Source organism: Ruegeria sp. AD2(2025), from assembly GCF_056542385.1.
This window is the reverse complement of record NZ_JBQFZS010000001.1, coordinates 234,937-257,796: the sequence shown is the minus strand read 5'-3', so window position 1 is coordinate 257,796 and position 22,860 is coordinate 234,937. Positions and strand designations below refer to the sequence as shown.

Here is a 22,860-nt window from a genome sequence, read left to right as displayed (position 1 = left end):
TCTTTGATGATACCCGCAAAACCAACCCCACCTCTGTGCGACAGATCCCATGCTTCATCTGGCCAAAAATATCCCGGGGGAGTCGCGGCCTGCCGCGACGGGGGCAGAGCCCCCTACCCTGCGTCGGTCTTGCCCCGCCGGTCCGACCGCAGGCTGGCATACAGAACATGCGTCCGCCACCGCCCATTGATCTGCAGATAGGACTGCGCCACACCTTCGTACTTGAACCCCGAACTTTCCAGCAGCCCGCGCGACGGCTTGTTTTCCGGCAAACAAGCGGCTTCGATCCGGCTCAGATCCAACCGGGTAAAGGCATAATGCACCACCGCCCCGATCGCCTCGCGCATGAAACCCTGCCGCGCAAAGGCCTGTCCGGTCCAATAGCCCAGCGTCCCCGCCTGCGCCGGGCCGCGCCGCACATTGTCCAGCGTGATCGCCCCCAGCAATGCATCGTCGCTGCGGCGGAACAGAAACAGCGGGATCGCCGTGCCGCTGGCCACGGAGCGCTGCGCCCAATAGACCCGATTGGTGAAGGATTTACGGCTCAGATGATCCTTGGCCCAGACCGGCTCCCACGGCACCAGATAATCCTTGGACGCGCGTCGCAGCGCGGTCCAGTCGTTAAAATCGGAATGTACGGGCGGGCGCAGGCTCAGCCGCTCGGTTTCGAGTTTCAGCTTGCGTCGGCCCAGTAACATCACGCCGCGCGCCTCGCCTGCAACTCCTCCAGCGACGGCGCACCCGAAACAGGGCCGTAAAGCGCCAGCGCCGCGGGGGCCTGCATCGCCATCGTTTCGGCAAATGCGCGCACATCCTCGGTGCAAACCGCATCGATCTTGGCCACCGTATCCTCAAGCGAGGGCACACGTCCCCAGATCTGCACCAGCCGCGCCAGACGTTCGGCCCGGTTCGAGGGGCTTTCCAGCCCCATCAGCATGCCAGCTTTCATCTGCGCACGCGCGCGGGCGACCTCTTCGGCGCTCATGTCTTCGGCAGCGCGTTTCATCTCATCGATGGTGATGGTCGCCAGCTCTGCAACCTGATCGGCAGACGTTCCGGCATAGATCGTGGTCGTGCCGGTATCGGCATAGGCCCCGGTCTGCGCGAAGATCGTATAGCACAGCCCGCGCGACTCACGCACCTCTTGGAACAGACGCGAGGACATGCCACCACCCAAAGCGGTGGAATAAATCTGCGCGGTATAGATCGCATCATCGCGATAGCCGGGGCTTTCCAGCGCCAGCGCGAAATGGGCCTGCTCCAGCTCTTTCTCCTGCCGTGCTTCGCCACCGGTGAAGCGCGCAGTTTCGGGGATCAATCCCTTGCGCGGTTGCAGATGGCCAAACATCTCTTCGGCCATTTTCATCAACGCGTCGTGATCCACTGCACCCGCCGCCGACAGGATCATCTGTTCCGGCCCGTAATGCTCGGAGACAAAGCCTGACAGGTCTTCGCGCGAAAACGCGCTGACCCGCTCGGTTGGCCCCAGAATGGTGCGGCCCAGGGGCTGGTCGTGATAGCTCTGCTCTTGCAGCCAATCAAAGATCACATCGTCGGGCGTGTCGTAGGCTTGACCGATTTCTTGCAGGATCACGCCGCGCTCCACCTCGATCTCGCGCGGGTCGAAAACCGGGTTCAGAACGATGTCACCGATCACATCCATCGCCAGCGCCACGTCGTCTTTCAGAACGCGCGCGTAATAGGCCGTCACCTCACGCGAAGTATAAGCGTTGATATAGCCGCCCACATCCTCGATCGCCTCAGCGATTTGCAGCGCGGAACGACGCTCGGTTCCCTTGAACGCCATATGCTCAAGGAAATGCGCGATACCGTTCTGCTCGATCCGTTCATGCCGCCCACCGGCAGTTACCCAGATGCCGATGGCCGCAGATTGCAACCCCGGCATATGTTCACTGACGATACGAAAGCCGTTCTTCAGCTGGTCTTGTCTGACTGTCACTCAGCGATGTGCCTTCTGATATGATCCTCAAGGGCCCCCAGATCGTTGGCAATGCGGGTCACCCGTTCGGGACGTTCATACAGATCAGACATGCGGGATGGAAGAGGCGGATGTTCGCCGCTTGCCTTCTCGACCGCTGCCGGGAATTTCGCCGGATGCGCGGTGGCCAGAGTGATCATGGGGACGTCTGCCGCGCGGTGATCCTCGCCGACCTTGATCCCGATGGCCGAGTGCGGACAGACCAGTTCGGCGCTACGGGCCAGCGTGTGCTTGATTGTCTCCAGCGTTTCATCCTCGGACACGCGTCCCGAGTCAAAACTCTCACGCAGCGATTCCATCGCACCTTGACTAACGTTGAAGCCACCAGTTTTCAGCTCGTCCATCAACTGTGCGACGGCACCGCCATCCTTGCCATAGGCATAGTACAGCGCCCGTTCAAAGTTCGAGCTGACCTGAATATCCATCGACGGGCTGATTGAGGGGATGGTCTCGCCCTTGAAATACCCCTCACCCGAAAGGCAGCGGTGCAGAATGTCGTTCTGGTTGGTCGCCACCACCAGACGATCAATCGGCAGGCCCATGCGCTTGGCCAGATAGCCTGCAAAGATGTCGCCGAAATTGCCGGTGGGCACGGTAAAGCTGACCTTGCGATGCGGCGCGCCCAGACTGACGGCCGCCGAGAAGTGATACACGATCTGCGCCAGAACCCGCGCAAAGTTGATCGAGTTCACCCCGGCCAGTTTCACCTCGTCACGGAAGTCGAAATCGTTGAACATATCCTTCAGCGCAGCCTGACAATCGTCAAAATCGCCATCCACGGCCAGCGCGTGCACGTTACTGTCGGTGGGCGTCGTCATCTGACGGCGCTGCACCTCGGAGACACGGCCATGCGGGAACAGGATGAACACATCGACCGCGTCCAGCCCTCGGAACGCCTCAATCGCGGCGGACCCGGTATCGCCACTGGTCGCGCCCACGATGGTCACGCGGTCATTGCGCCGTTTCAGAGCGACCTGAAACAGCTGGCCGATGAGCTGCATGGCAAAGTCCTTGAAGGCCAGCGTCGGCCCGTGGAACAGCTCCAGCAGGAAGTGGTTCTCGTTCAACTGCTTCAAAGGTGCGCGGGCGTCGTGACCGAAGCCTTCATAGGCACGCGCGATGATGTCTTTGAACTCGCCTTCAGTGAACGAGCCGCTGACATAGGGCCACATCACACGGAACGCGATCTCTTCATAGGGCAGACCGGCCAAAGCGGCGATTTCGTCATAGCTCATCACCGGGATCTCGGCGGGCAGGTACAGACCGCCGTCACGGGCCAGCCCGGTCAACATCGCTTCTTCAAACGTGAGTTCGGGCGCTTGCCCTCGGGTCGAGATGTATTTCATGTCGTTTCACTCTCAGACGGGGCGCGGCTGCGCCACAGGAAATATGCGGTCATCGCGGCCCAGACGAAGGCCAGACCAAGCCATGTAATTGCGTATTGCAGGTGATCGTTCGGGATGCCCGCCGTGTCCACGGGCAGAGGCGTCACGCCCGGATCGGTTTCGGAGCGGGCGATCAGCAGAATGGGCTCGGCCCCCAACGCAGCGGCCAGATTGGGCACGTCGCGGGCGAACCAGATGTTGCTGTCGATGTCCGGCTCAGGCGTGTAACTGTCGATCTCATCGGGCCAGTGCAGGTTGCCGGTGACCTCCATCGGGCCGGTCAGACGCGCGGCCTGCTTCGCGGTCGTCGGCACAAAGCCACGATCCACCAGAATGGTCCGGTCTTCGGTGCTGAAGGATTGAATGATCCGGTACCCCGCACCGACCTGTTTGACCGACACCAGAACGTGAATTTCCCTAGGTTCCATCTCGCCCGAAACCCTGACCGCAAGGTACCTGTCAGTGCCAGCCGCGACCTGATCCGGCAGAGCCACGGGGTCTGCAGAAATCCGACTTTCGATATCGGACAGAACACCCTGCTTCCACGCCAGCCGCTGAACCTGCCACATCCCCAGCGACAGCAGGATTGCCAGACCGGCAATACCAAATATCAGCGGAAACAGGATAGAGCGCATGACGGGACCATGTCTGGTTGCTTCGGGGGCGTTTCAACGGCGTCTTGTTAAGGGCGGCACATACTGGAATGCAACCACGCAATTGTATGGGGCGCAATCTTGCGCCCCGGATAGAGAAAAAGCCGCCCCAAGGGGCGGCTTTTGCAATTGGATCATCTGAGGCCGATCAGAATAGCGGGGCCTGACCCCAAATGTAGACGGCGAAGAACAGAAACAGCCAGACAACGTCCACGAAGTGCCAGTACCAGGCGGCCGCTTCAAACCCGACGTGTTTCTCGGGCGTGAAATCCCCTTTCAGCGCCCGGATCAAGCAGACCGTCAGGAAGATTGTACCGATAATCACATGCGCGCCGTGGAAACCGGTCGCCATGAAGAAATTCGAATAGAACTGGTCGCCACCAAATTCCCAGCCTTCATGGGCCAGCAACTCATAGTATTCAAAAGCCTGCAACGCGGTAAAGGCGATACCCAGAACGATACCGATGGCCAGACCCTGCACCAGCGCCTTGCGGTCGTTGTTGTGCACCAGCGCGTGGTGTGCCCAGGTGATCGCGCAGCCTGACAGCAACAGGACCAGCGTGTTGATCAGCGGCAGATGGAACGGGTCAACCGCGTGGATATCCGGCTGGATGTATTCGGTGCCGGCATAGTCGTACATCGGGTACATACGATGTTTGAAGAACGACCAGAACCAGGCAAAGAAGAACATCACCTCGGACATCACGAACAGGATGAAACCATAGCGCAACCCGATGCGAACAACCGGAGTGTGGTCGCCCTGACGGCTTTCGACCACCACTTCGGACCACCAGGCGAACATGGTGTAGAGCACACCCACCAGCCCCATCCAGAAGATCCAGGCGGTGATGCCGTGCATCCAAAGGACGGCTCCGAACAGCATCACGAACCCACTGACCGCGCCAATCAGCGGCCAGATCGAGGGGTTCAGAATGTGGTAGTCATGGTCTTTTGCGTGTGCCATCAGCGTCCCTCACCTACAGGCGTTAGTTCTTGTTTGTCTCAGCCTGCACGTCAAGGGCGGCATAGCCCTCGGGCAGGTCAATTTCGTAGAATGTATACGACAGCGTGATCGTATGCACATACTTGGCTTCCAGATCCTCGACCATTTCCGGGTCGACGAAGAAACTTACCGGCATCTCAACCCGTTCACCGGGCTGCAAAACCTGTTCTTCAAAGCAGAAACAGGCGATTTTCTCAAAATACCCACCGGCGGAATAGGGCGTCACATTGTAGGATGCCTGCCCTGCGATGGGCCGGTCGGTCGGGTTATAGGCCTCGTAAAAGGCCAGCCCGGTTTCGCCGATGCGCACCTGCATCTCACGTTCGACCGGTTTGAATTCCCAAGCCATGCCTTTGGCCTTCGAGGCATCGAACCGCACGGTCACAACGCGATCCAGCACATCTTCGGGCGCGGCTTCGGCCACGCCCGTGGTACCCCCAAATCCGGTGACACGGCAGAACCAGTCGTAAAACGGCACCGCCGCCCAGGCGAGGCTGCCCATCAGGACAACCACACCAACGGTCTGCGCAACCGTTTTCTGCGGACCCGACAGCGCCATCAGTTCTGCACCTCTTGCGTGGCCATGTTGAAATCGGTGCCTGACACCTTGACGATGGTCAGACCGAAGATGATCACGATAAACGCCGCCAGCGTCAGGCCCACGCCCAGATTTCGGCTGAATCGGCGCTGGTGCAACTCGTGGCTTTTGCGCAGGCTCATGACCAGCCTCCCAGCCCATAGGGTTTCAGCAAGGCTTCGGCCAGAATCGCGCCGAAATGCAGGAACAGATAGAGCAGCGACAGTTTGAAGAAACCACGCTCGACCTTGAAATTGTCGGCTTCTGAGTCGTCCTCGGTCCGGCGGGAGATCTGCCACGCGCCGCGCAGGAACAGAGCGTTCATGACAACGGCTACGGTCAGATAGATCGGCCCGCCGATGCCCGAGAATGACGTCCCGACCGCGAGCAGCGCCAGCAGAGCCGTATAGACCAGAATGTGCCAGCGCGTCGCGCGGCGTCCGTGGGTCACAGTCAGCATCGGCACGCCTGCATCGTCGTAGTCGGACCGCATGAACAGTGCCAAAGCCCAGAAATGCGGCGGCGTCCACATGAAGGTCAGGGCGAACATCAACCACGGCTCAAGCGTCATCGAACCTGTGGCTGCAACCCATCCGATCACCGGGGGGAAAGCCCCTGCAGCACCGCCGATCACAATATTCTGCGGCGTCGAGCGTTTCAGCCACATCGTATAAACAACGACATAAAAGAAGATGGTGAAGCCCAAAAACGCGCCTGCAAACCAGTTGGTCGCAAGCCCCAGCATGATCACCGACAGACCGGACAGCGCCAGACCCAGCGCCAGCGCCTCGCCCTCTTCAACCTTGCCCGAGGGGATCGGGCGGCCCTTGGTGCGCTTCATCACCCGATCAATATCCGCATCCCACCACATATTCAGTGCACCTGACGCACCACCGCCGATGGCGATGAACAGGATGGCGCAGAAGCCCACGAACGGATGCACAGGCACCGGCGCGGCCAGCAGACCGACCAGAGCGGTAAACACCACCAGCGACATCACCCGCGGCTTCAGCAGGGCGAAGTAATCGCCAAAGCTGGCCTCGTCCGCGCGGGGCTGCGCGGTAACGGTGCTGGCGTTGAAGCTTGCGTCGCTCATGTCCGGTCCTTTTCGGGGCAAAAGCTGCGCGAAACCCGCGCAGCCCGCATGTTTTACCTAACCCGCAACGGGCTTAGTTCGAGGCCACCTGATACGCAGCAGGCTGACCCGCATACTCTTCCACGGCGCCCTGCAGCCATTCCTCATAGGCCTCTTCGCTGACCACTTTGACGGTGATCGGCATATAGGCGTGGTCCTTGCCGCACAGCTCCGAGCACTGTCCGAAATAGACGCCTTCCTTGTCGGCCTGGAACCACAGCTCGGCCAGACGACCGGGCACACCGTCCTGCTTTACGCCAAAGGACGGGATGGTCCACGAGTGGATCACGTCCGACGCGGTAACCTGCATCACGATAACCTTGCCCACGGGCACAACAACGGCGGTGTCGGTGGCCAGCAGCCACTCGTCTTCGCCATAACCGGCATCCGCCAGCTTGGCGCGCATCGCATCGTCCAGAACAAACGGGGTTACGTCTGCATCCGCCGGGCGCGCACCCTCATCCAGAGTGGCAGGGTGGCCAAGCAGATAGCTGTCAAAGGCGAAATCGTGATCGACATATTCATAGGTCCAGTACCACTGGTTGCCCACGACCTTGATCACCACGTCGCCTTCGGGAATTTCCTGCTGCTTGAACAGCACAGGCAACGAGAAGGCACCGATGAAAACCAGAATCAGGATCGGACCCAGCGTCCACGCGATCTCGACCGGGGTATAGTGCGAGAATCGCGCCGGCGTCGGGTTGGCGCGCTGGTTGTAGCGCACGATGCAGTAAACCAGCAGGCCCGCGACGAACACACAGATCGCGGTGATGATCACCAGAATCATGCTGTCCAGCGAATGGATCCCCTCGGCCAGACTGGTGGCAGCTGGCTGGAAACCAATGCCGCCATCGACCGGCTTGCCAATAATCTCAAGCTCCTGAGCCATGGCGGGAAGGCTGGAGAGGGCTGTCACTAGCCCCGAAAGCATCAAAGCATTCTTCATTTTCTGTCCTGATCGTTTGATCTTTGCGTCCCTGGCGAAAAGGTGTGAATCGGCCACACCTCACCCGTTGTCTTTGGCCGCGTTAAAAACCATATTCCTGCGGGTAGATAAAGCAAAATGCTTGCGTCAAACAGACGCTATTTTTGATCTGGATCAAACCGGAAAGGTCGCAACCAATGACTCAGGCCCCGTTTCGCCCCTTTGAAAGCACTCTTCCGCAGGATGAGGCGCTGGCGGTTCTGCAATCGGCCACTGCCGGGGCCGAGGACGGAGAGCTGTTTGTTGAACGCCGAAAATCCGAGTCTCTGGTCTTTGATGATGGCCGTCTGCGCACGGCCTCTTATGACGCGTCCGAGGGGTTTGGCCTGCGCGCCGTGCAGGGCGAAGTGGCCGGATATGCCCATGCGACCGATGTTTCGATCCCGGCCCTGAAACGTGCGGCTGAGACAGCGCGGTTGGCGGTTGGCGACGGCGGCGGCACACTGTCCGAGGCGCCGCGCGCCACGAATATCCGGCTGTATACGGACGAAGACCCCATCGAATCCGCAGATTTCCCTGTCAAGATCGAGACCCTGCGCGCCATCGACGCTTTTGCCCGCGATCTGGACCCGCGCGTGGTGCAGGTCAGCGCCACCATCGCAGCCGCCGTTCAAGAGGTCGAGATCCTGCGCCCCGATGGCGTGTTGGTACGCGACGTGCGCCCGATGACACGCCTGAATGTCTCGGTCATCGTGGAACAGAACGGACGGCGCGAAAGCGGCTCGGCCGGGGGTGGCGGTCGCGTCGGGCTGGACGGGCTCATTGATCCGGCCGATTGGCAGGACAAGGCCCGCGAGGCGCTGCGTATTGCCCTCGTCAATCTGGATGCGGTGCCCGCCCCCGCGGGCGTGATGGAAGTCGCGCTCGGCCCCGGTTGGCCCGGCATCCTGCTGCACGAGGCCATCGGTCATGGGCTTGAGGGCGACTTCAACCGCAAGGGCAGTTCGGCCTTTGCCGGTCTGATGGGGCAGCAAATTGCATCGAAAGGAGTGACGGTGGTGGATGACGGCACCATTGCGGACCGGCGCGGATCAATCACCGTGGATGACGAAGGTACGCCCAGTTCGCGAACCGTACTGATCGAAGACGGTATCCTGACCGACTATATGCAGGACCGCCAGAACGCCCGCTTGATGGGCGTTTCGCCCACCGGCAACGGGCGGCGACAGAGCTATGCGCACAAACCGATGCCGCGCATGACCAATACGATTATGCTGGGCGGAGATGCCGACCCTGCCGCGCTGGTGGCCGACATCAAGGATGGTATCTGGGCGGTGGGTTTTGGCGGCGGTCAGGTCGACATCACCAACGGTAAATTCGTCTTCTCCTGCACCGAGGCCTATCGCGTCGAAAACGGCAAGATCGGCGCCCCGGTCAAAGGCGCCACGCTGATCGGCGACGGGCCGTCGGCTTTGAAACGCATCCGTGGGTTGGGCAACGATATGGCGCTGGATCCGGGGATGGGCACCTGCGGCAAGGATGGCCAATGGGTCCCGGTCGGTGTCGGCCAACCGACCGTGCTGATGGACGGGCTGACGGTGGGCGGCTCGGCGGCCTGAGTCAGAATCAGCGAACGGACAGGGGCGCAAGGTTAATAACACGCGCCCCGAATGAAGTGCTGCCAGCGCAAGCCGCGCCAAGAAAATTCGTACGAATTTTCTTTGCCATCTCAAAGACATGGGCTCTCTCTCAAAGGCGAACCCCGAACAAATCACGTCTAATTTTCATCGATTTACAAGCTGTTAACCCCAAACCCGGTAAACCAGTTCTGCAATCAGGCGGAGCATCGGATGACCGAAGAGCAGCTTTCTTCCAATCACCCCCCACTCCCACCCACCACGGAAGAGGACCGGTTTTCCTGGCTCCGTCTGTTGCGCTCGCGCAAGGTAGGTCCGGCGACGTTTCGCCGGCTGCTGCGCGAACATGGCTCGGCGCAGAACGCGCTGGCCGCGCTGCCTGAAATGGCACGCGCTGCCGGGATAGAAGGGTATGAAATCTGCCCCCCCGGCGTGATCGAGGCGGAACTCAGGGCCGCAAAGGCCGCGAATGCGCGGCTTTTGTGCCTTGGGGTCGCCGATTTTCCCAGCGCCTTGAATGACCTATCAGACGCGCCGCCTCTGTTATGGGCGATTGGCGACGTCTCGATCTTGCAGAAACCTGTGATCGCCATGGTCGGTGCGCGCAACTGCTCGTCCCTCGGGGCGCGGATGGCACGCGGGCTGGCGACCGATTTGGGGAAACGCGGACATATCATCGTCTCGGGGCTGGCCCGAGGCATTGATACATCAGCCCATCTTGCAGCGCTCGACACCGGCACCATTGCTGTGATGGCGGGCGGCGTGGACGTGATTTATCCGGCAGAGAACACGGATCTCGCGCGGCAGATCGCGTCACAGGGCCTGCGCCTGTCCGAGCAGCCGATGGGTGTGACGCCGCAAGCCCGGCATTTTCCGCGACGCAACCGGATTATCTCGGGCCTTGCGCGGGCGGTTGTGGTGGTTGAGGCGGCAGCCAAATCCGGCAGCCTGATCACCGCGCGCGATGCGCTGGATCAGGGCCGAGAGGTTCTGGCCGTGCCCGGCCACCCCTTCGACGCACGCGCTGCCGGATGCAATCTGTTGATTCGCGACGGGGCCACGCTGGTGCGTTCGGCAGAGGACGTGATTGAGGCGCTGCCCAAGCAGGAAGACCTGTTCCGCGACCACCCGCAACCGCCACGACCTGCGCCCCCTGCCCCGGCCGCAGCGCTGCAAGCTCAGATACTGGCGCGGCTTGGTCCCTCGCCAATCGCCGAGGATCAGTTGCTACGCGATATCGCGGCCTCGGCTGGGGATCTCGGCCCGGCCTTGGTTGATCTGGAGCTGGATGGCCGAATCCAGCGTCAGCCGGGCGGGCTTTTGTCGCTGACTGGCTGATGGCCTCATGCTGGTCGCGGCAACGCGCGGAACGCAGCACAACAGCGGGTAGCGTGCTGGAAACGCGCCATTTTTTCGGCTGCCAAAGGAACGCATTGACAATCCTGCCTTGCCCCACACATTTTGCACCACCATAGAAGGCGTCCATTTCGTCGAGCGAGGTTTCCCCTTAAATGCCTGTCGTTGTTGTAGAATCTCCGGCCAAAGCAAAAACAATCAATAAGTATCTCGGCCCCGACTACACTGTTTTGGCCTCATACGGCCATGTGCGGGACCTGCCGCCCAAGGACGGATCAGTCGATCCAGACGAAGAATTCTCGATGAAATGGGAGGTCGGCAATGACAGCCGCAAGCACGTCAAGGCCATTGCCGACGCCCTGAAAGAGGACAACGCCTTGATCCTCGCCACCGACCCCGATCGCGAGGGGGAGGCGATCAGCTGGCACCTACAAGAGGCGCTGACCAAGCGGCGTTCGATCAAAAAGGACACGCCGGTCAGCCGCGTGACCTTCAACGCCATCACCAAGGACGCCGTGACCGAGGCAATGCAGAACCCACGCCAGGTCGATATGCCTTTGGTCGAGGCCTATCTGGCCCGCCGGGCGCTCGATTATCTGGTGGGGTTCAACCTGTCGCCGGTGCTGTGGCGCAAACTGCCCGGCGCGCGGTCCGCGGGCCGAGTGCAATCGGTTTGCCTGCGCCTGATCGTCGAACGTGAGATGGAGATCGAGGCATTCAAACCGGTTGAATACTGGTCGGTCCGGGCGTTGTTCGAGACGCCGCGCGGTCAGACTTATGAGGCCCGGCTGGTCACTCTGGCAGGCAAAAAACTGGACAAGCACGATCTGGCCAACGCCACGCAGGCGGAACTGGCGGTTCAGGCGATCACCAGCCGTGCGCTCAGCGTGACGTCGGTCGAGGCCAAACCCGCCGCCCGCAACCCCAGCGCGCCGTTCATGACTTCGACTCTGCAGCAAGAGGCCAGCCGTAAATTCGGAATGGGCGCGCGCCATGCGATGCAGGTGGCGCAGCGGCTGTATGAGGCCGGGTACATTACATATATGCGGACCGATGGCATCGATATGGCACCGGAGGCTGTGGCTGCCGCGCGCGATGCGATCTCGGACCGCTATGGTGCCGAATACGTGCCCGACAGCCCGCGTATCTATAAGAACAAGGCCAAGAACGCGCAGGAGGCGCATGAATGTATCCGCCCCACGGATATGGCGCGCGACGCCAAGGCGCTGAAGGTGACGGATGAGGATCAGCGCAAGCTGTATGATCTGATCTGGAAACGCACCATCGCCTGTCAGATGGCCGCCGCCCGGTTGGAGCGGACAACGGTCGAGATTGGCAGCGATGACGGCCAGGTCGGTCTGCGCGCCACAGGTCAGGTGGTGTTGTTTGACGGGTTCATGCGCGTCTATGAAGAAGGCCGCGATGACGTCGCAGACGACGATGAAAAGCGCCTGCCCCAGATCATGCAGGGCGATCCGGCTCCTCTGGTTGAAGGGACCGGGCTCTTTATTACAGAATTCAGCCGAGCGGTTGAAGAGGAGGAGGCGATTAACGATGAGGACGACAGCGATCCGATAATCAGGTACAAATCTGGCCTTCTATACTCCGAAAAACACGTGATGGCTAAGCGTCACGAGACCCAACCACCGCCACGTTATACCGAGGCCACGCTGGTCAAGCGGATGGAAGAGTTGGGGATTGGTCGACCGTCGACCTATGCGTCGATCGTGACCACGATTCAGGACCGTGAATATGTGCGCAAGGACAAAAACCGGCTGATCCCCGAGGAAAAGGGCCGGATCGTCACGATCTTTCTGCTGAATTTCTTCCGGCAATACGTAGGCTATGAGTTCACCGCCAATCTGGAAGAAGAGCTGGATGATGTCAGCGCGGGCGACCGTGACTACAAGGACCTGCTGGGCAAGTTCTGGCGCGATTTTTCGGCCGCGATTGGCGAGACGTCCGAACTGCGCATCTCGGAAGTGCTGGACAAGCTGGATGAGGCGCTGGCCCCACAGCTTTATCCACCGCGCGAGGATGGGACAGACCCGCGTGTCTGCCCGAAATGCGGCGTGGGGCAATTGCACCTGAAAACCTCGCGCACGGGCGGGTTTGTCGGCTGCGGCAACTATCCCGAATGCACCTATACCCGCCCCATCGCGGGTGAAGGCGCCGAGGGCGACGAACGGTTGCTGGGTGAGGATGCGGGAGATGAGATCTGGCTGAAATCCGGCCGTTTTGGACCTTATGTGCAACGTGGCGAGCCCACGCCCGAGAACAAGAAACCTCCACGCGCCTCCTTGCCCCGTGGGTGGAGCAAGGATGACATGGATCTGGAGAAGGCTCTGACCCTGCTGTCTCTGCCCCGCCAGATCGGTGAACACCCCGAGGGCGGCATGATCACCTCGAATTTCGGGCGGTTCGGGCCGTATCTGATGCATCAGCTGGCCGATGAGGCCAAACCGGTCTATGCCAACCTCAAAGACCCCAACGATGTCTTCGAGATCGGGATGAACCGTGCCGTCGAACTGCTGGCCGAAAAGCGCGCCAATCCGGGACGCGGGCGGCGGGCGGCTGCGAAACCGTTGAAAGAGCTGGGCGAACACCCCGATGGCGGTGCGATGCAGGTTCTGGACGGGCGGTATGGGCCTTATGTGAAATGGGAGAAGGTCAACGCGACCCTGCCCAAGGACATCAAGCCCGAGGACGTGACGCTTGAAATGGCGGTAGAGCTGGCCAACGAGAAGGCGGCGAAGAAGGGCACAAAACGAAAAGCGGCCCCCAAGAAGAAGGCCGCCGCGAAGAAGACCACCAAGAAAGCGGCCAGTTAGGTAGAAATACCACTGACCCTCTGGTTTCATTGACTTCCCCGTGACGTGGCGGCACAAATCGGCCCAACACCATGTCATTGGGGGAGTTTTCCATGAAAAAAGTCTATGCCAATGCCACCGAAGCGCTGGATGGCGTGCTGTCGGATGGCATGTTGATCGCCGCAGGCGGGTTCGGCCTGTGCGGCATCCCGGAACTGCTGCTCGAGGCGATCCGGGAATCGGGTGTGCAGGACCTGACCTTTGCATCGAACAACGCCGGTGTGGATGATTTCGGTATCGGCATCCTGCTGCAGACCAAACAGGTCAAGAAGATGATCAGTTCATATGTCGGCGAGAACGCGGAATTCATGCGCCAGTACCTGAGCGGCGAGCTTGAGCTGGAATTCACCCCGCAGGGTACCCTCGCCGAACGGATGCGGGCCGGTGGCGCGGGCATCCCGGGCTTCTATACCAAGACCGGCGTCGGCACCGTGATCGCCGAGGGCAAAGAGCACAAGGATTTCAACGGCGAAACCCATATCATGGAAGAAGGCATTTTCGCCGATCTCGCCATCGTCAAGGCGTGGAAGGCCGATGACACCGGCAACCTGATCTTCCGCAAGACCGCGCGTAACTTCAATGCTCCGGCGGCCACCTGCGGCAAGCTCTGCATCGCCGAGGTTGAAGAGATTGTGCCCCGCGGTTCGCTGGACCCCGACAGCATCCACCTGCCCGGCATCTATGTGCATCGCCTGATTCAAGGCAGCCATGAAAAGCGCATCGAACAGCGCACCACCCGCAAGAAGGAGGACGCATAATGCCCTGGGATCGGAATCAGATGGCCGCGCGCGCGGCGCAAGAGCTGGAAGACGGCATGTATGTGAACCTCGGCATCGGCATCCCGACGCTGGTGGCGAACTATGTGGGCGACAAGGACATCACCCTGCAGTCCGAGAACGGAATGCTGGGCATGGGCCCCTTCCCCTTCGAGGGTGAAGAGGACCCTGACCTGATCAACGCCGGCAAGCAGACGATCACCGAACTGCCCCGCACCTCGTATTTCGACAGCGCCACATCCTTTGCCATGATCCGGGGCGGCAAGATCGCCGCCGCCGTGCTGGGCGCGATGGAGGTGGATGAAGAGGGCGATCTGGCCAACTGGATGATCCCTGGCGTTCTGGTCAAGGGCATGGGCGGTGCGATGGATCTGGTTGCGGGTGTGGGCCGTGTGATCGTGGTGATGGATCACACCAACAAGCACGGCAAATCCAAGCTGCTGAAGAAATGCACCCTGCCGCTGACCGGCAAGCAGGTGGTGAACCGCATCATCACCAATCTCGGCGTGCTGGACGTGGTCGAAGGCGGTCTGAAAATCGTCGAACTGGCCGAAGGCGTCACCGAGGACGAGATTCGCGCCGCGACCGAGGCCACTCTGGTCAACTGACCCGTGCCCTACGAATTTGAAAGGCCCGCGCAGGACGCGGGCCTTTTTCAATTTACGGTCTGAAAGACGCAAGCGTCCGAGATGAACTCGGGCGGGTTGGTGCACAACGCTCGCGCCACCTGAAACGCGGCCAGCACCTTGGGCACATAATCCCGGGTCTCGGCATATGGGGGCACGCCGCTGTGTTTGCGCACCGCCCCCTCGCCTGCATTATATCCGGCCAGTACCAGAATCGGGTCCTCACCGAACTCTTCCATCAGCCAGTGCAGGTATTTCACGCCGCCCTCGATATTCTGTTCGGGCTTGAAGCTGTCCTTGACTCCGAAACGCGCCGCCGTGGCGGGCATCAGTTGCATCAGCCCCTGCGCCCCGGCGGAACTGACCGCCTCGGCCCGGCCTGCTGATTCCACCGAGATCACCGCCAGCACCAGCGCGGGGGACACATTGGTCCCCACTGTCGCCCGCAGGATGTCGACACCGCGCTGATCGGCGATATCCTGAATGGTCTGAAGGCGTGGCGTGGCGACGCTGGTCGCCGACAGGGCCTGTATGGCCTCTCGCAACCGGCCCGCGCTGGCCTGCGCCAGATCGGGCGACACCCTGCTCCAGAATGCCTTGTAGGACCCGACCGGTTTTTCCGTACCCGCGATCTTTGGCGGGATCGACGGCGGAACCTTCGCGCGCGCAATGGTGTCGGGCACGATCAGTTCAGCGCCGGTACTGGGGGCCGACGGCGACGCCGCGTGTTGCTCGGGTGTGATCTGGATCGTCACCCGCGCGCGCGTTCCGGGTTTAGGAGCCTTGATCCGCTTATAGACTCCACGCGGTTCGGGATCGCCCGCGGATACCGGAAGCGCCCCACCAATAAGCCATGCCGCCATACCGGCGCATATAAGTGCGTTCCGGAGATACATTTGCCTGCCTCGATTTTTCTCTTTTTCAGTAGTTTGAACCCGATAACCGCTGCCAACACCAGAAAAACAAAGCGAAATGGGGCAATTTCGCCTCATTTGCCGCTATTTTGCATCGCTCGCGGCCTGGGGTGGAAAAAAAGACTGAATTTTTAACTCATGTTTTCAGTATGTTACGAATTTTATAACCAAAAAATTAAGCTTTGAGCGAAAAAATTGGGGTTTGGCCCAATTCCTGCCACGCACAAGGGGCAAACATAGACCCATACCGAGACGATCGGGAGCGGACTGAGAGAGAAAGCTCTGAAAGACGCCGAGGTTAATTTACTATTTGATCCTTTAGGAGGGACGTAACATGATCAAGTTCATCAAGAACTTCCGCAAAGACGAAGACGGCGCCGTAACTGTAGACTGGGTCGTTCTGACCGCAGCCGTTGTTGGCCTGGCCGCTGTTGCTTACAACGCAATCGGCACCGGCACCGCCAGCGTTTCGACCGAAATCGGCAACGCTCTGGGCACCGTCGCAACCGCGACCCAAGATCCGGACGTCAACTTCTCTGAGTAATAGCCGTGCTGTTGTAGCTTTGTAGTGGTGGGGTCCAGCTTTATCCAGCTTGACCCCACCATTTTTTTTAACTCAGACGATGGTTGGTCCCATGTTAAAAAAAATCACACTTTTTTTTGGGCGCGAAGAGGGAGCCGTAACGGTCGATTGGGTTGTGTTGACTGCCGCAGTCGTAGGATTGGGCGTTTTTATCGGCTTGAACGTCGCCCAACCCGTCAACGATATTGACGAACGAACGGGGCAGGCCCTGACGCAACTTGATGTTCAGGATGTCACCGTCAGCTTTAGCCCTTCTGATCCCTGAATTGGAGGGGTTTTTATTTGCGGAAAGGCAGGGACGTAAACAAAATAAGCTATTGTCCCCCTTTTCGACACAATTCAGGCGTATGCAGCACTGATGCTCGTTGCGAACTTCACGGCGAGAAACTACAAAACGAAACACGAGGGGACGTAGATGCGCGCAGTATTTGGACTTGTCCTAATTGTCGGCGTGGCTTTGGCTGGCGGCGCCGTATATATGGCACGTGATTACATCACGCAGCACCAGAAACAACTCGCCCGCGAGCGGCAAGCTGCACAGGATGCTTTGGCAAAGGTGAACACGGTAACCACCATTAGTGTACTGGTGGTTAACCGCGCCCTGAAATATGGTGAGCCCCTGACCGAAGAAGATATTCGCGTCGTCAACTGGCCAGAAGATGCGATCCCCGAGGGCAGCTTTACAGAGATGGCAGCTCTTTTCCCTGAAACTGGTGAGAATGAACGCTTCGTTCTGCGGGCCATGGAAAAGGACGAAGCGGTGATGGAGGTCAAGGTGACCCGACCCGGAGAATCTGCGGGCCTTACGTCACAGCTTGAGAAAGGAATGCGCGCCTTTGCGATCAGCGTTGATGTCGCATCTGGCGTGTCGGGCTTCCTGCGCCCCGGCGACAATGTGGATGTCTATTGGACAGGTTCTCTGCGCGGCACAGTTGATGGTGCGCAAGGCGAGATAACGCGCCTGATCCAAACCAAAATCCAACTTATCGCCGTCGATCAGATTGCTGGATCCGACCTGACAGGTGCCACGATCGCCCGCACAGTCACGGTCGCCGCGACCCCAGAACAAATCGCCGCTTTGGCACAAGCCCAGAACACGGGTCGTCTTTCATTGGCTTTGGTTGGTGCCCAGGACGACGCGGTTGCAAGCGCAATCGAGATCGACCAGCGCAAGCTGCTGGGAATCAAGGAAGCCGCTCCCGCACCGGAGGTAGAACAAAAGAAGGTCTGCACCATCCGGACACGCCGCGGCGGGGAAACCGTTGAAACACCCATCCCCTGCACAAACTGACGTCAATTCAGTCTGTTACACGTCACTGGCCGCGCACCCAGCGCGGCCATTTTCGTTGCGATGTTGCGGATTGTCCACATAAAGAAAATTCCAGAAACCATTGATTATTGCAATAAATCCCGATTTCGCGCAGGGTTTCCCGATAGAGGGCATAAGACCCATATAATAGAGTGGTGATCGGAGAGGCAGGTCACATGACAATACGTTCCTGGATCAGCGCAACCCTGCTGGGGTTGGCGCTTGTAGTGGGCCCGGTCGGCGATGCCGCCTGGGCTGAAACCCTTCGCGTGGTGAAAAAGGGCACAGCAGAATCGCTGGATGTCCCCGTCAACCGCGCCATCGTTGTTGAAAGCGAACAACCTTTCGCCGACATCAGCATTGCAAATGCCGGCATTGCGGACATCTCGACGCTGTCGGACCGGACAATATATGTTCTTGGCCGCGAGCCCGGGATGACAACCATGACGCTGTTCGATGGCGCGGGCAACCTGATTGCCAACGTCCGCGTACGCGTCGCCCCCGATGTCACCGAGTTCAAAGAACGGCTTCGCCAGATTCTGCCCAATGAGCGAATCGAAGTCCGCACTGCCAATGATGGCATCGTCCTATCTGGTACTGTTTCGAGCAGCGCCCGACTTGCACGTGCTCTCGAGCTGGCGGAACGTTACGCGCCGGAACGCGTTTCGAATCTTATGAATGTCGGCGGTGTGCAGCAGGTCATGCTGAAAGTGCGCTTCGCTGAGATGAACCGATCTGTGGCCAAGAACCTGTCGGCTTCGCTGGGCTTTGGTGGCGGTGACGTAACAGCGGGTATCAACACCCTGAACAACCAGGGCGCTTTGACCAATGCCTTGGCGAACAATATCCCTGTGACGCAGACCAATACCGGTGCGATCCTATTCGGATTCGGCGCCGGATCCACGCAGGTGCGCCTGCTACTGGAAGCGCTTGAGTCCAAAGGTCTTGCACGGAGTTTGGCCGAACCGAATCTGTCCGCTCTGTCGGGACAAGAGGCCGAGTTTCTGGCTGGCGGAGAAGTGCCGATACCTGTCCCTCAAGATGATGGTGTCGTTGCAATTGAATATCGCCAGTTCGGTGTATCTATTCTATTCGTACCGCGCGTGGTCGACGGTGATGTGATCAACCTCGAGATGGGAGCATCGGTTTCGAGCATCGATCCAAACTCGAATTTCACAATCAATGGCGACTCTGTGCCCAGCTTCATCGTTCGTCAAACCAAGACGACTGTGGAGCTCCGTGACGGTGAGAGCTTTGCAATTGCCGGGCTAATCCAGGATGATTTCGCTGACTTGAGCAATCAGGTTCCGTGGTTGGGTGACGTACCTGTTCTGGGCGCGTTGTTCCGCAGCGCCCAATACCAGCGTGAGCAAAGCGAGTTGATTATCATCGTTACCGCGCATCTGGTGTCGCCGACGCGTGGCGAGGCCCTAGCACTGCCTACAGACAGGGTGAAACCGCCCAGCGAATTCGACCTGTTTATCAACGGCAAAGTCGCGCGGACCGAACGTGCCGGAAACGGCGCTGCGTCCGAAGTCGCCAAGCAGGATTTCGGCCAGTCGTACGGCTATGTCCTGGATTGATAGGAGAGGATAGAACCAATGGATAAGTGGATTATCGCACTCACTCTTTCGGTTGCTGTCGCTGGTTGCACGCGCGAAGCCGGATACGAGATTGATGCTGGCACCTTTGGGAACGCGACCCTGAACAACATTCAGGTCATGAACGGCGAACTGACTTATAGTCAAATTCTCGCCCAACGTTTCGCAGCTGAGGTTCCAACACAAATCAACTTTGCGTTCGACAGCGCGAGGCTCGATGCTTCGGCGCAGCGTATCCTGCTGCAACAGGCCGCATGGATTAAGCAATTCCCTGAAGCGCGGTTTCGGGTCTACGGTCACACGGATGCGGTTGGCTCTGAAGCGTACAATAAGCGCCTCGGACAGCGTCGCGCCAATGCAGCCGTCGCCTTCCTGACACGGCAGGGAATTTCCCGATCAAGGCTTGAAGCAGTTGTATCTTTTGGCAAATCGCGACCCCTTGTGGCAACTCAGGATCGCGACCGGCGTAACCGGCGTACGGTTACGGAAGTATCCGGCTTCATAGATCGCCACCCCACCTTGTTGGATGGAAAATACGCTGAAGTGATCTACCGCGAGTACATAACGAGCGCGGCCCCGGTCAGCATCATCCAAGAACAAGACAGCTCAGACGGATAATAATAGAGGATTGGGCGGCATTGTCGCCCATTTCCCCACAATTGGTTCTTTTGCGCCCAATTCTTGCCCTACTTCCAAGCGACATTGTGAACAATTGGGTGACCTGCGGCCAAAGTTGACCGCAACGGGCGACAGCAAACCAGAACTGACTTTTCACGCGTTCAATCGGTTTGCTCAGCCCTCTCGACGAGGATTGTGTTAATGACGAGCGCGACGCCGCACGATGAAAACTCCGCCATTCTGGCCTGCACCATCAGCCGGGATGTCCAGAATTTCGACCTGCTGATCGAGGACATGGAGGCCGCGCTGGGTGAGCGTTGGGGCGATCTTGGTTTTGCCGAGGCCCTGGCCTTCTTCAGCCAGCCCGAGGCCGAATCGCTGCAGTTCGTGGCGCTCGCCCTGGATGGCGATGACGAAGACAACCTGACCCTGATGGGCGAAATCATCACTCAGGCCAAGGAAAAAGGCATCAAGGTTGTTCTGATCGCCGAGGATGTCACGCCCGCCGCGCTGCATCAGCTGCTGCGCAAGGGGGCCGACGAATTCGTCCCCTACCCGCTGCCGGAAAACGAGCTGCAGGAAGCCATCGAGCGGATGAACCGGCCCGATCCTGTCGCTGCTCCTCAGGCGGCTGCGGTACCGCTGGCCAATGGCGCGTCGAAAGAAGGCGCGTTGTTTGTGGTTCAGGGGCTTGCTGGCGGCGTCGGCTCGACCACCATGGCCGTCAACCTGGCCTGGGAGCTTGCGACCGTGTCAGCAAAAGAGGCACCCAAGGTTTGTCTGATCGACCTCGACCTGCAATACGGTACGGTATCGACTTATCTGGACCTGCCCCGCCACGAATCCGTGTTCGAGATGCTCTCGGACACCGCGTCCATGGACGAGGAGTCCTTTGGTCAGGCGTTGCAAACATTCGAGGACAAGCTGCAGGTACTGACGGCACCCTCGGATATGGTGCCGCTGGACATCATCACGCCTGAAGACATCCAGCGCGTGATCGACACCGCGCGCAGCCATTTCGACTATGTCGTCGTCGATATGCCCAAGACGCTGGTGCAGTGGTCCGAGACGGTTCTGCAGGCGGCGCATGTCTATTTTGCGCTGATCGAGCTGGACATGCGCTCGGCCCAGAACGCGCTGCGGCTGAAACGGGCCCTACAGGCCGAGGAATTGCCGTTCAACAAACTGCGTTTCGCGATGAACCGGGCACCTAAATTCACCGATCTCAACGGCAAGAGCCGAGTCAAGCGCATGGGCGAGAGCCTGGGCATTTCGATCGACCTGCTGCTGCCGGATGGCGGCAAGCCGGTCATGCAAAGCGGTGACCACGGGCTGCCACTGGCCAGTTCGGCGGCCAAAAACCCGCTGCGCCGCGAGATCGCCAAGCTGGCCCAGTCCCTTCATAGCCTGGGCAGCAGCGACGCCGAAGCCGCATAACCCGAGGGGGAACCACCGTGTTTTCAAGATACAAGAAACAGCCCTCGGCGCAGCCGGTCGAGACCAAAGCGCCCGCCGCAGCCCCTGCTGCCGCCGCGCCCACCGCCACGGCGGTGGCCCGCAAGCCGGTGCAGAAGAAGGCAGCCGAGGTTGTTGGCAACGACAAAGAGCGCAAGCGCAAAGAGCGCCTGGGCGAGATCAAGCTGGAACTGCACCGCGAGTTGCTGGAGAACCTGAACCTCGCCGCCCTTGAAAACGCGGCCGAGGCCGAGCTGCGGACCGAGATCAGCGCAATCGCCAGCGAAGTTCTGGAAGCGCGCAACATTGTGCTGAACCGCGAAGACCGGAGCCAGTTGAACAAAGAGCTTTATGACGAGGTCACCGGCCTCGGCCCGCTCGAGACGCTGCTGCAGGATGATACGGTCAACGATATTCTGGTGAACGGCCCGCAGCAGATCTTTGTGGAACGCGCGGGTAAGCTGGAGCTCAGCGACATCACGTTCAAGGACGAAAAGCACCTGATGCGGATCATCGACAAGATCGTGTCCGCCGTGGGTCGTCGCGTTGATGAATCCAACCCCTATGTTGACGCCCGTCTGGCCGATGGCTCGCGTTTCAACGCCATGGTGCCGCCGATTGCGGTGGATGGATCGCTGGTTTCCATTCGTAAGTTCAAGAAAGACAAGCTGGGCATTGACGATCTGGTCAATTTCGGTGCCTTCACCGAAGAAATGGCCGCCTATCTGCAGGCCGCGGTCTCGACCCGACTGAACATCATCGTCTCCGGCGGTACGGGTTCGGGTAAGACGACCACTCTGAACGCCCTATCCAGCTTCATCGACGATGCCGAACGCATCCTGACCATCGAGGATACGGCGGAACTTCAACTGCAGCAGACCCATGTGGGCCGGATGGAAAGCCGCCCACCCAACGTCGAAGGCAAAGGCGAGGTCAGCCCGCGCGACTGTCTGAAAAACGCCCTGCGGATGCGCCCTGACCGCATCATCGTGGGCGAGACGCGTGGCGCCGAGGTGATCGACATGCTGCAGGCCATGAACACCGGCCACGACGGTTCGATGACCACGATCCACGCGAACTCGGCCCGGGATGGTATCTCGCGTCTTGAGAATATGATCGCGATGGCCGGGATCGAGATGCCGATCAAGGCGGTCCGTAGCCAGATCGCATCAGCTGTGAACCTGATCGTGCAGGCCAGCCGCTTGCAGGACGGCTCGCGCCGGATGACCTCGATCACCGAGATTACCGGGATGGAAGGCGACGTGATTTCGATGCAGGAAATCTTTCGTTTCCAACGCGTTGGGTTAACGCCTGACAACAAGATCATCGGCCATTTCACAGCCACCGGCGTGCGCAGCCACTATTCCGAGCGCTTCCGCCTGTGGGGCTTTGACCTGCCCGCTTCGATCTATGACCCAACCACGATGTAGGAGACCTG

22 protein-coding genes are annotated in these 22,860 nt (G+C 59.7%); 12 read left to right on the top strand and 10 right to left on the bottom strand.

The features are described from left to right. Positions 1–113: 113 nt before the first annotated feature. The 9 genes from ACR1XV_RS01210 to coxB all read right to left on the bottom strand — a co-directional run bounded on the left by ACR1XV_RS01210 (position 114) and on the right by coxB (position 7,698). Positions 114–698 carry a GNAT family N-acetyltransferase gene (locus ACR1XV_RS01210; RefSeq protein WP_480528448.1) on the bottom strand — a complete coding sequence of 195 codons (585 nt, stop codon included), beginning with the start codon at positions 696–698 and terminating at the stop codon, positions 114–116. Further along, the gene (locus ACR1XV_RS01205) at positions 698–1,960 is read right to left on the bottom strand and encodes a M16 family metallopeptidase (protein ID WP_480528447.1); all 1,263 of its coding nucleotides are present in this window, start codon (positions 1,958–1,960) and stop codon (positions 698–700) included. Before ACR1XV_RS01205 ends, ACR1XV_RS01210 begins: the two co-directional genes overlap by 1 nt. After that, positions 1,957–3,345, bottom strand: a complete 1,389-nt coding sequence (thrC, locus tag ACR1XV_RS01200; RefSeq protein WP_480528446.1) for a threonine synthase — start codon at positions 3,343–3,345, stop codon at positions 1,957–1,959. Before thrC ends, ACR1XV_RS01205 begins: the two co-directional genes overlap by 4 nt. Continuing rightward, positions 3,342–4,019: an SURF1 family protein gene (locus tag ACR1XV_RS01195; RefSeq protein ID WP_480528445.1), complete on the bottom strand. Its 678-nt coding sequence runs from the start codon at positions 4,017–4,019 to the stop codon at positions 3,342–3,344. The genes thrC and ACR1XV_RS01195 overlap by 4 nt, the downstream gene beginning before the upstream one ends. A 166-nt stretch (positions 4,020–4,185) precedes the next feature. After that, positions 4,186–5,001, bottom strand: coding sequence for a cytochrome c oxidase subunit 3 (locus tag ACR1XV_RS01190; RefSeq protein WP_480517741.1), 816 nt, complete (start codon positions 4,999–5,001; stop codon positions 4,186–4,188). Positions 5,002–5,023: 22 nt separating this feature from the next. Further along, the gene (locus tag ACR1XV_RS01185; protein WP_480528444.1) at positions 5,024–5,599 is read right to left on the bottom strand and encodes a cytochrome c oxidase assembly protein; all 576 of its coding nucleotides are present in this window, start codon (positions 5,597–5,599) and stop codon (positions 5,024–5,026) included. Further along, on the bottom strand, positions 5,599–5,760 hold the full coding sequence (locus ACR1XV_RS01180; RefSeq protein WP_162896804.1) for a hypothetical protein: 162 nt from the start codon (positions 5,758–5,760) through the stop codon (positions 5,599–5,601). Before ACR1XV_RS01180 ends, ACR1XV_RS01185 begins: the two co-directional genes overlap by 1 nt. Next, positions 5,757–6,713 (bottom strand): heme o synthase, encoded by a 957-nt coding sequence (gene cyoE, locus ACR1XV_RS01175; RefSeq protein WP_480528443.1) that lies wholly within the window; start codon positions 6,711–6,713, stop codon positions 5,757–5,759. The genes ACR1XV_RS01180 and cyoE overlap by 4 nt, the downstream gene beginning before the upstream one ends. A gap of 73 nt (positions 6,714–6,786) precedes the next feature. Beyond that, a complete protein-coding gene (gene coxB / locus ACR1XV_RS01170) occupies positions 6,787–7,698 on the bottom strand; it encodes a cytochrome c oxidase subunit II (protein ID WP_480528442.1) in 912 nt (303 codons plus the stop codon). Between the two features lie 176 nt (positions 7,699–7,874). Here coxB and tldD point away from each other — a divergent pair, with 176 nt between their 5' ends. The 5 genes from tldD to ACR1XV_RS01145 all read left to right on the top strand — a co-directional run bounded on the left by tldD (position 7,875) and on the right by ACR1XV_RS01145 (position 14,924). Then, positions 7,875–9,296 (top strand): metalloprotease TldD, encoded by a 1,422-nt coding sequence (gene tldD / locus ACR1XV_RS01165; RefSeq protein ID WP_480528441.1) that lies wholly within the window; start codon positions 7,875–7,877, stop codon positions 9,294–9,296. A gap of 231 nt (positions 9,297–9,527) precedes the next feature. Next, positions 9,528–10,652, top strand: a complete 1,125-nt coding sequence (gene dprA, locus ACR1XV_RS01160) for a DNA-processing protein DprA (RefSeq protein WP_480528440.1) — start codon at positions 9,528–9,530, stop codon at positions 10,650–10,652. A 173-nt stretch (positions 10,653–10,825) separates the two neighbouring features. Continuing rightward, positions 10,826–13,501 (top strand): type I DNA topoisomerase, encoded by a 2,676-nt coding sequence (gene topA, locus ACR1XV_RS01155; RefSeq protein ID WP_480528439.1) that lies wholly within the window; start codon positions 10,826–10,828, stop codon positions 13,499–13,501. Between the two features lie 92 nt (positions 13,502–13,593). Further along, complete coding sequence (locus ACR1XV_RS01150) at positions 13,594–14,298, top strand: CoA transferase subunit A (RefSeq protein ID WP_480528438.1); 705 nt, start codon at positions 13,594–13,596, stop codon at positions 14,296–14,298. Beyond that, positions 14,298–14,924 carry a CoA transferase subunit B gene (locus ACR1XV_RS01145; protein WP_480528437.1) on the top strand — a complete coding sequence of 209 codons (627 nt, stop codon included), beginning with the start codon at positions 14,298–14,300 and terminating at the stop codon, positions 14,922–14,924. The genes ACR1XV_RS01150 and ACR1XV_RS01145 overlap by 1 nt, the downstream gene beginning before the upstream one ends. Before the next feature lie 47 nt (positions 14,925–14,971). On the opposite strand, the gene ACR1XV_RS01140 is transcribed toward ACR1XV_RS01145, so the two are convergent. Continuing rightward, positions 14,972–15,805 carry a lytic transglycosylase domain-containing protein gene (locus ACR1XV_RS01140; RefSeq protein WP_480528436.1) on the bottom strand — a complete coding sequence of 278 codons (834 nt, stop codon included), beginning with the start codon at positions 15,803–15,805 and terminating at the stop codon, positions 14,972–14,974. A 385-nt stretch (positions 15,806–16,190) separates the two neighbouring features. Here ACR1XV_RS01140 and ACR1XV_RS01135 point away from each other — a divergent pair, with 385 nt between their 5' ends. The 7 genes from ACR1XV_RS01135 (at position 16,191) to ACR1XV_RS01105 (ending at position 22,852) form a co-directional block, all read left to right on the top strand. Beyond that, on the top strand, positions 16,191–16,400 hold the full coding sequence (locus ACR1XV_RS01135) for a Flp family type IVb pilin (protein ID WP_480528435.1): 210 nt from the start codon (positions 16,191–16,193) through the stop codon (positions 16,398–16,400). Positions 16,401–16,491: 91 nt separating this feature from the next. Further along, complete coding sequence (locus tag ACR1XV_RS01130) at positions 16,492–16,704, top strand: hypothetical protein (protein ID WP_480528433.1); 213 nt, start codon at positions 16,492–16,494, stop codon at positions 16,702–16,704. 150 nt (positions 16,705–16,854) lie between these two features. Further along, a complete protein-coding gene (gene cpaB / locus ACR1XV_RS01125) occupies positions 16,855–17,730 on the top strand; it encodes a Flp pilus assembly protein CpaB (protein WP_480528432.1) in 876 nt (291 codons plus the stop codon). A 194-nt stretch (positions 17,731–17,924) separates the two neighbouring features. Further along, entirely contained in the window at positions 17,925–19,331 is a 1,407-nt protein-coding gene (locus tag ACR1XV_RS01120; protein ID WP_480528431.1) for a type II and III secretion system protein family protein, read from the top strand. A gap of 18 nt (positions 19,332–19,349) precedes the next feature. Then, positions 19,350–19,967 carry an OmpA family protein gene (locus tag ACR1XV_RS01115; RefSeq protein ID WP_480528430.1) on the top strand — a complete coding sequence of 206 codons (618 nt, stop codon included), beginning with the start codon at positions 19,350–19,352 and terminating at the stop codon, positions 19,965–19,967. Between the two features lie 201 nt (positions 19,968–20,168). Beyond that, the gene (locus tag ACR1XV_RS01110) at positions 20,169–21,404 is read left to right on the top strand and encodes a CpaE/TadZ family protein (RefSeq protein ID WP_480528429.1); all 1,236 of its coding nucleotides are present in this window, start codon (positions 20,169–20,171) and stop codon (positions 21,402–21,404) included. A 17-nt stretch (positions 21,405–21,421) separates the two neighbouring features. Further along, entirely contained in the window at positions 21,422–22,852 is a 1,431-nt protein-coding gene (locus ACR1XV_RS01105; RefSeq protein ID WP_480528427.1) for a TadA family conjugal transfer-associated ATPase, read from the top strand. Positions 22,853–22,860: the final 8 nt, after the last annotated feature.

Bases quoted from the DNA above. Each gene is read 5' to 3' on its own strand.
- dprA (WP_480528440.1), top strand. From the start codon at position 9,528: ATGACCGAAGAGCAGCTTTCTTCCAATCACCCCCCACTCCCACCCACC.
- ACR1XV_RS01135 (WP_480528435.1), top strand. From the start codon at position 16,191: ATGATCAAGTTCATCAAGAACTTCCGCAAAGACGAAGACGGCGCCGTA.
- topA (WP_480528439.1), top strand. From the start codon at position 10,826: ATGCCTGTCGTTGTTGTAGAATCTCCGGCCAAAGCAAAAACAATCAAT.
- tldD (WP_480528441.1), top strand. From the start codon at position 7,875: ATGACTCAGGCCCCGTTTCGCCCCTTTGAAAGCACTCTTCCGCAGGAT.
- ACR1XV_RS01210 (WP_480528448.1), bottom strand. From the start codon at position 698: ATGTTACTGGGCCGACGCAAGCTGAAACTCGAAACCGAGCGGCTGAGC.
- ACR1XV_RS01195 (WP_480528445.1), bottom strand. From the start codon at position 4,019: ATGCGCTCTATCCTGTTTCCGCTGATATTTGGTATTGCCGGTCTGGCA.
- ACR1XV_RS01150 (WP_480528438.1), top strand. From the start codon at position 13,594: ATGAAAAAAGTCTATGCCAATGCCACCGAAGCGCTGGATGGCGTGCTG.
- ACR1XV_RS01115 (WP_480528430.1), top strand. From the start codon at position 19,350: ATGGATAAGTGGATTATCGCACTCACTCTTTCGGTTGCTGTCGCTGGT.
- ACR1XV_RS01110 (WP_480528429.1), top strand. From the start codon at position 20,169: ATGACGAGCGCGACGCCGCACGATGAAAACTCCGCCATTCTGGCCTGC.
- thrC (WP_480528446.1), bottom strand. From the start codon at position 3,345: ATGAAATACATCTCGACCCGAGGGCAAGCGCCCGAACTCACGTTTGAA.
- ACR1XV_RS01185 (WP_480528444.1), bottom strand. From the start codon at position 5,599: ATGGCGCTGTCGGGTCCGCAGAAAACGGTTGCGCAGACCGTTGGTGTG.
- ACR1XV_RS01130 (WP_480528433.1), top strand. From the start codon at position 16,492: ATGTTAAAAAAAATCACACTTTTTTTTGGGCGCGAAGAGGGAGCCGTA.
- coxB (WP_480528442.1), bottom strand. From the start codon at position 7,698: ATGAAGAATGCTTTGATGCTTTCGGGGCTAGTGACAGCCCTCTCCAGC.
- cyoE (WP_480528443.1), bottom strand. From the start codon at position 6,713: ATGAGCGACGCAAGCTTCAACGCCAGCACCGTTACCGCGCAGCCCCGC.
- ACR1XV_RS01180 (WP_162896804.1), bottom strand. From the start codon at position 5,760: ATGAGCCTGCGCAAAAGCCACGAGTTGCACCAGCGCCGATTCAGCCGA.
- cpaB (WP_480528432.1), top strand. From the start codon at position 16,855: ATGCGCGCAGTATTTGGACTTGTCCTAATTGTCGGCGTGGCTTTGGCT.
- ACR1XV_RS01190 (WP_480517741.1), bottom strand. From the start codon at position 5,001: ATGGCACACGCAAAAGACCATGACTACCACATTCTGAACCCCTCGATC.
- ACR1XV_RS01120 (WP_480528431.1), top strand. From the start codon at position 17,925: ATGACAATACGTTCCTGGATCAGCGCAACCCTGCTGGGGTTGGCGCTT.
- ACR1XV_RS01140 (WP_480528436.1), bottom strand. From the start codon at position 15,805: ATGGCGGCATGGCTTATTGGTGGGGCGCTTCCGGTATCCGCGGGCGAT.
- ACR1XV_RS01145 (WP_480528437.1), top strand. From the start codon at position 14,298: ATGCCCTGGGATCGGAATCAGATGGCCGCGCGCGCGGCGCAAGAGCTG.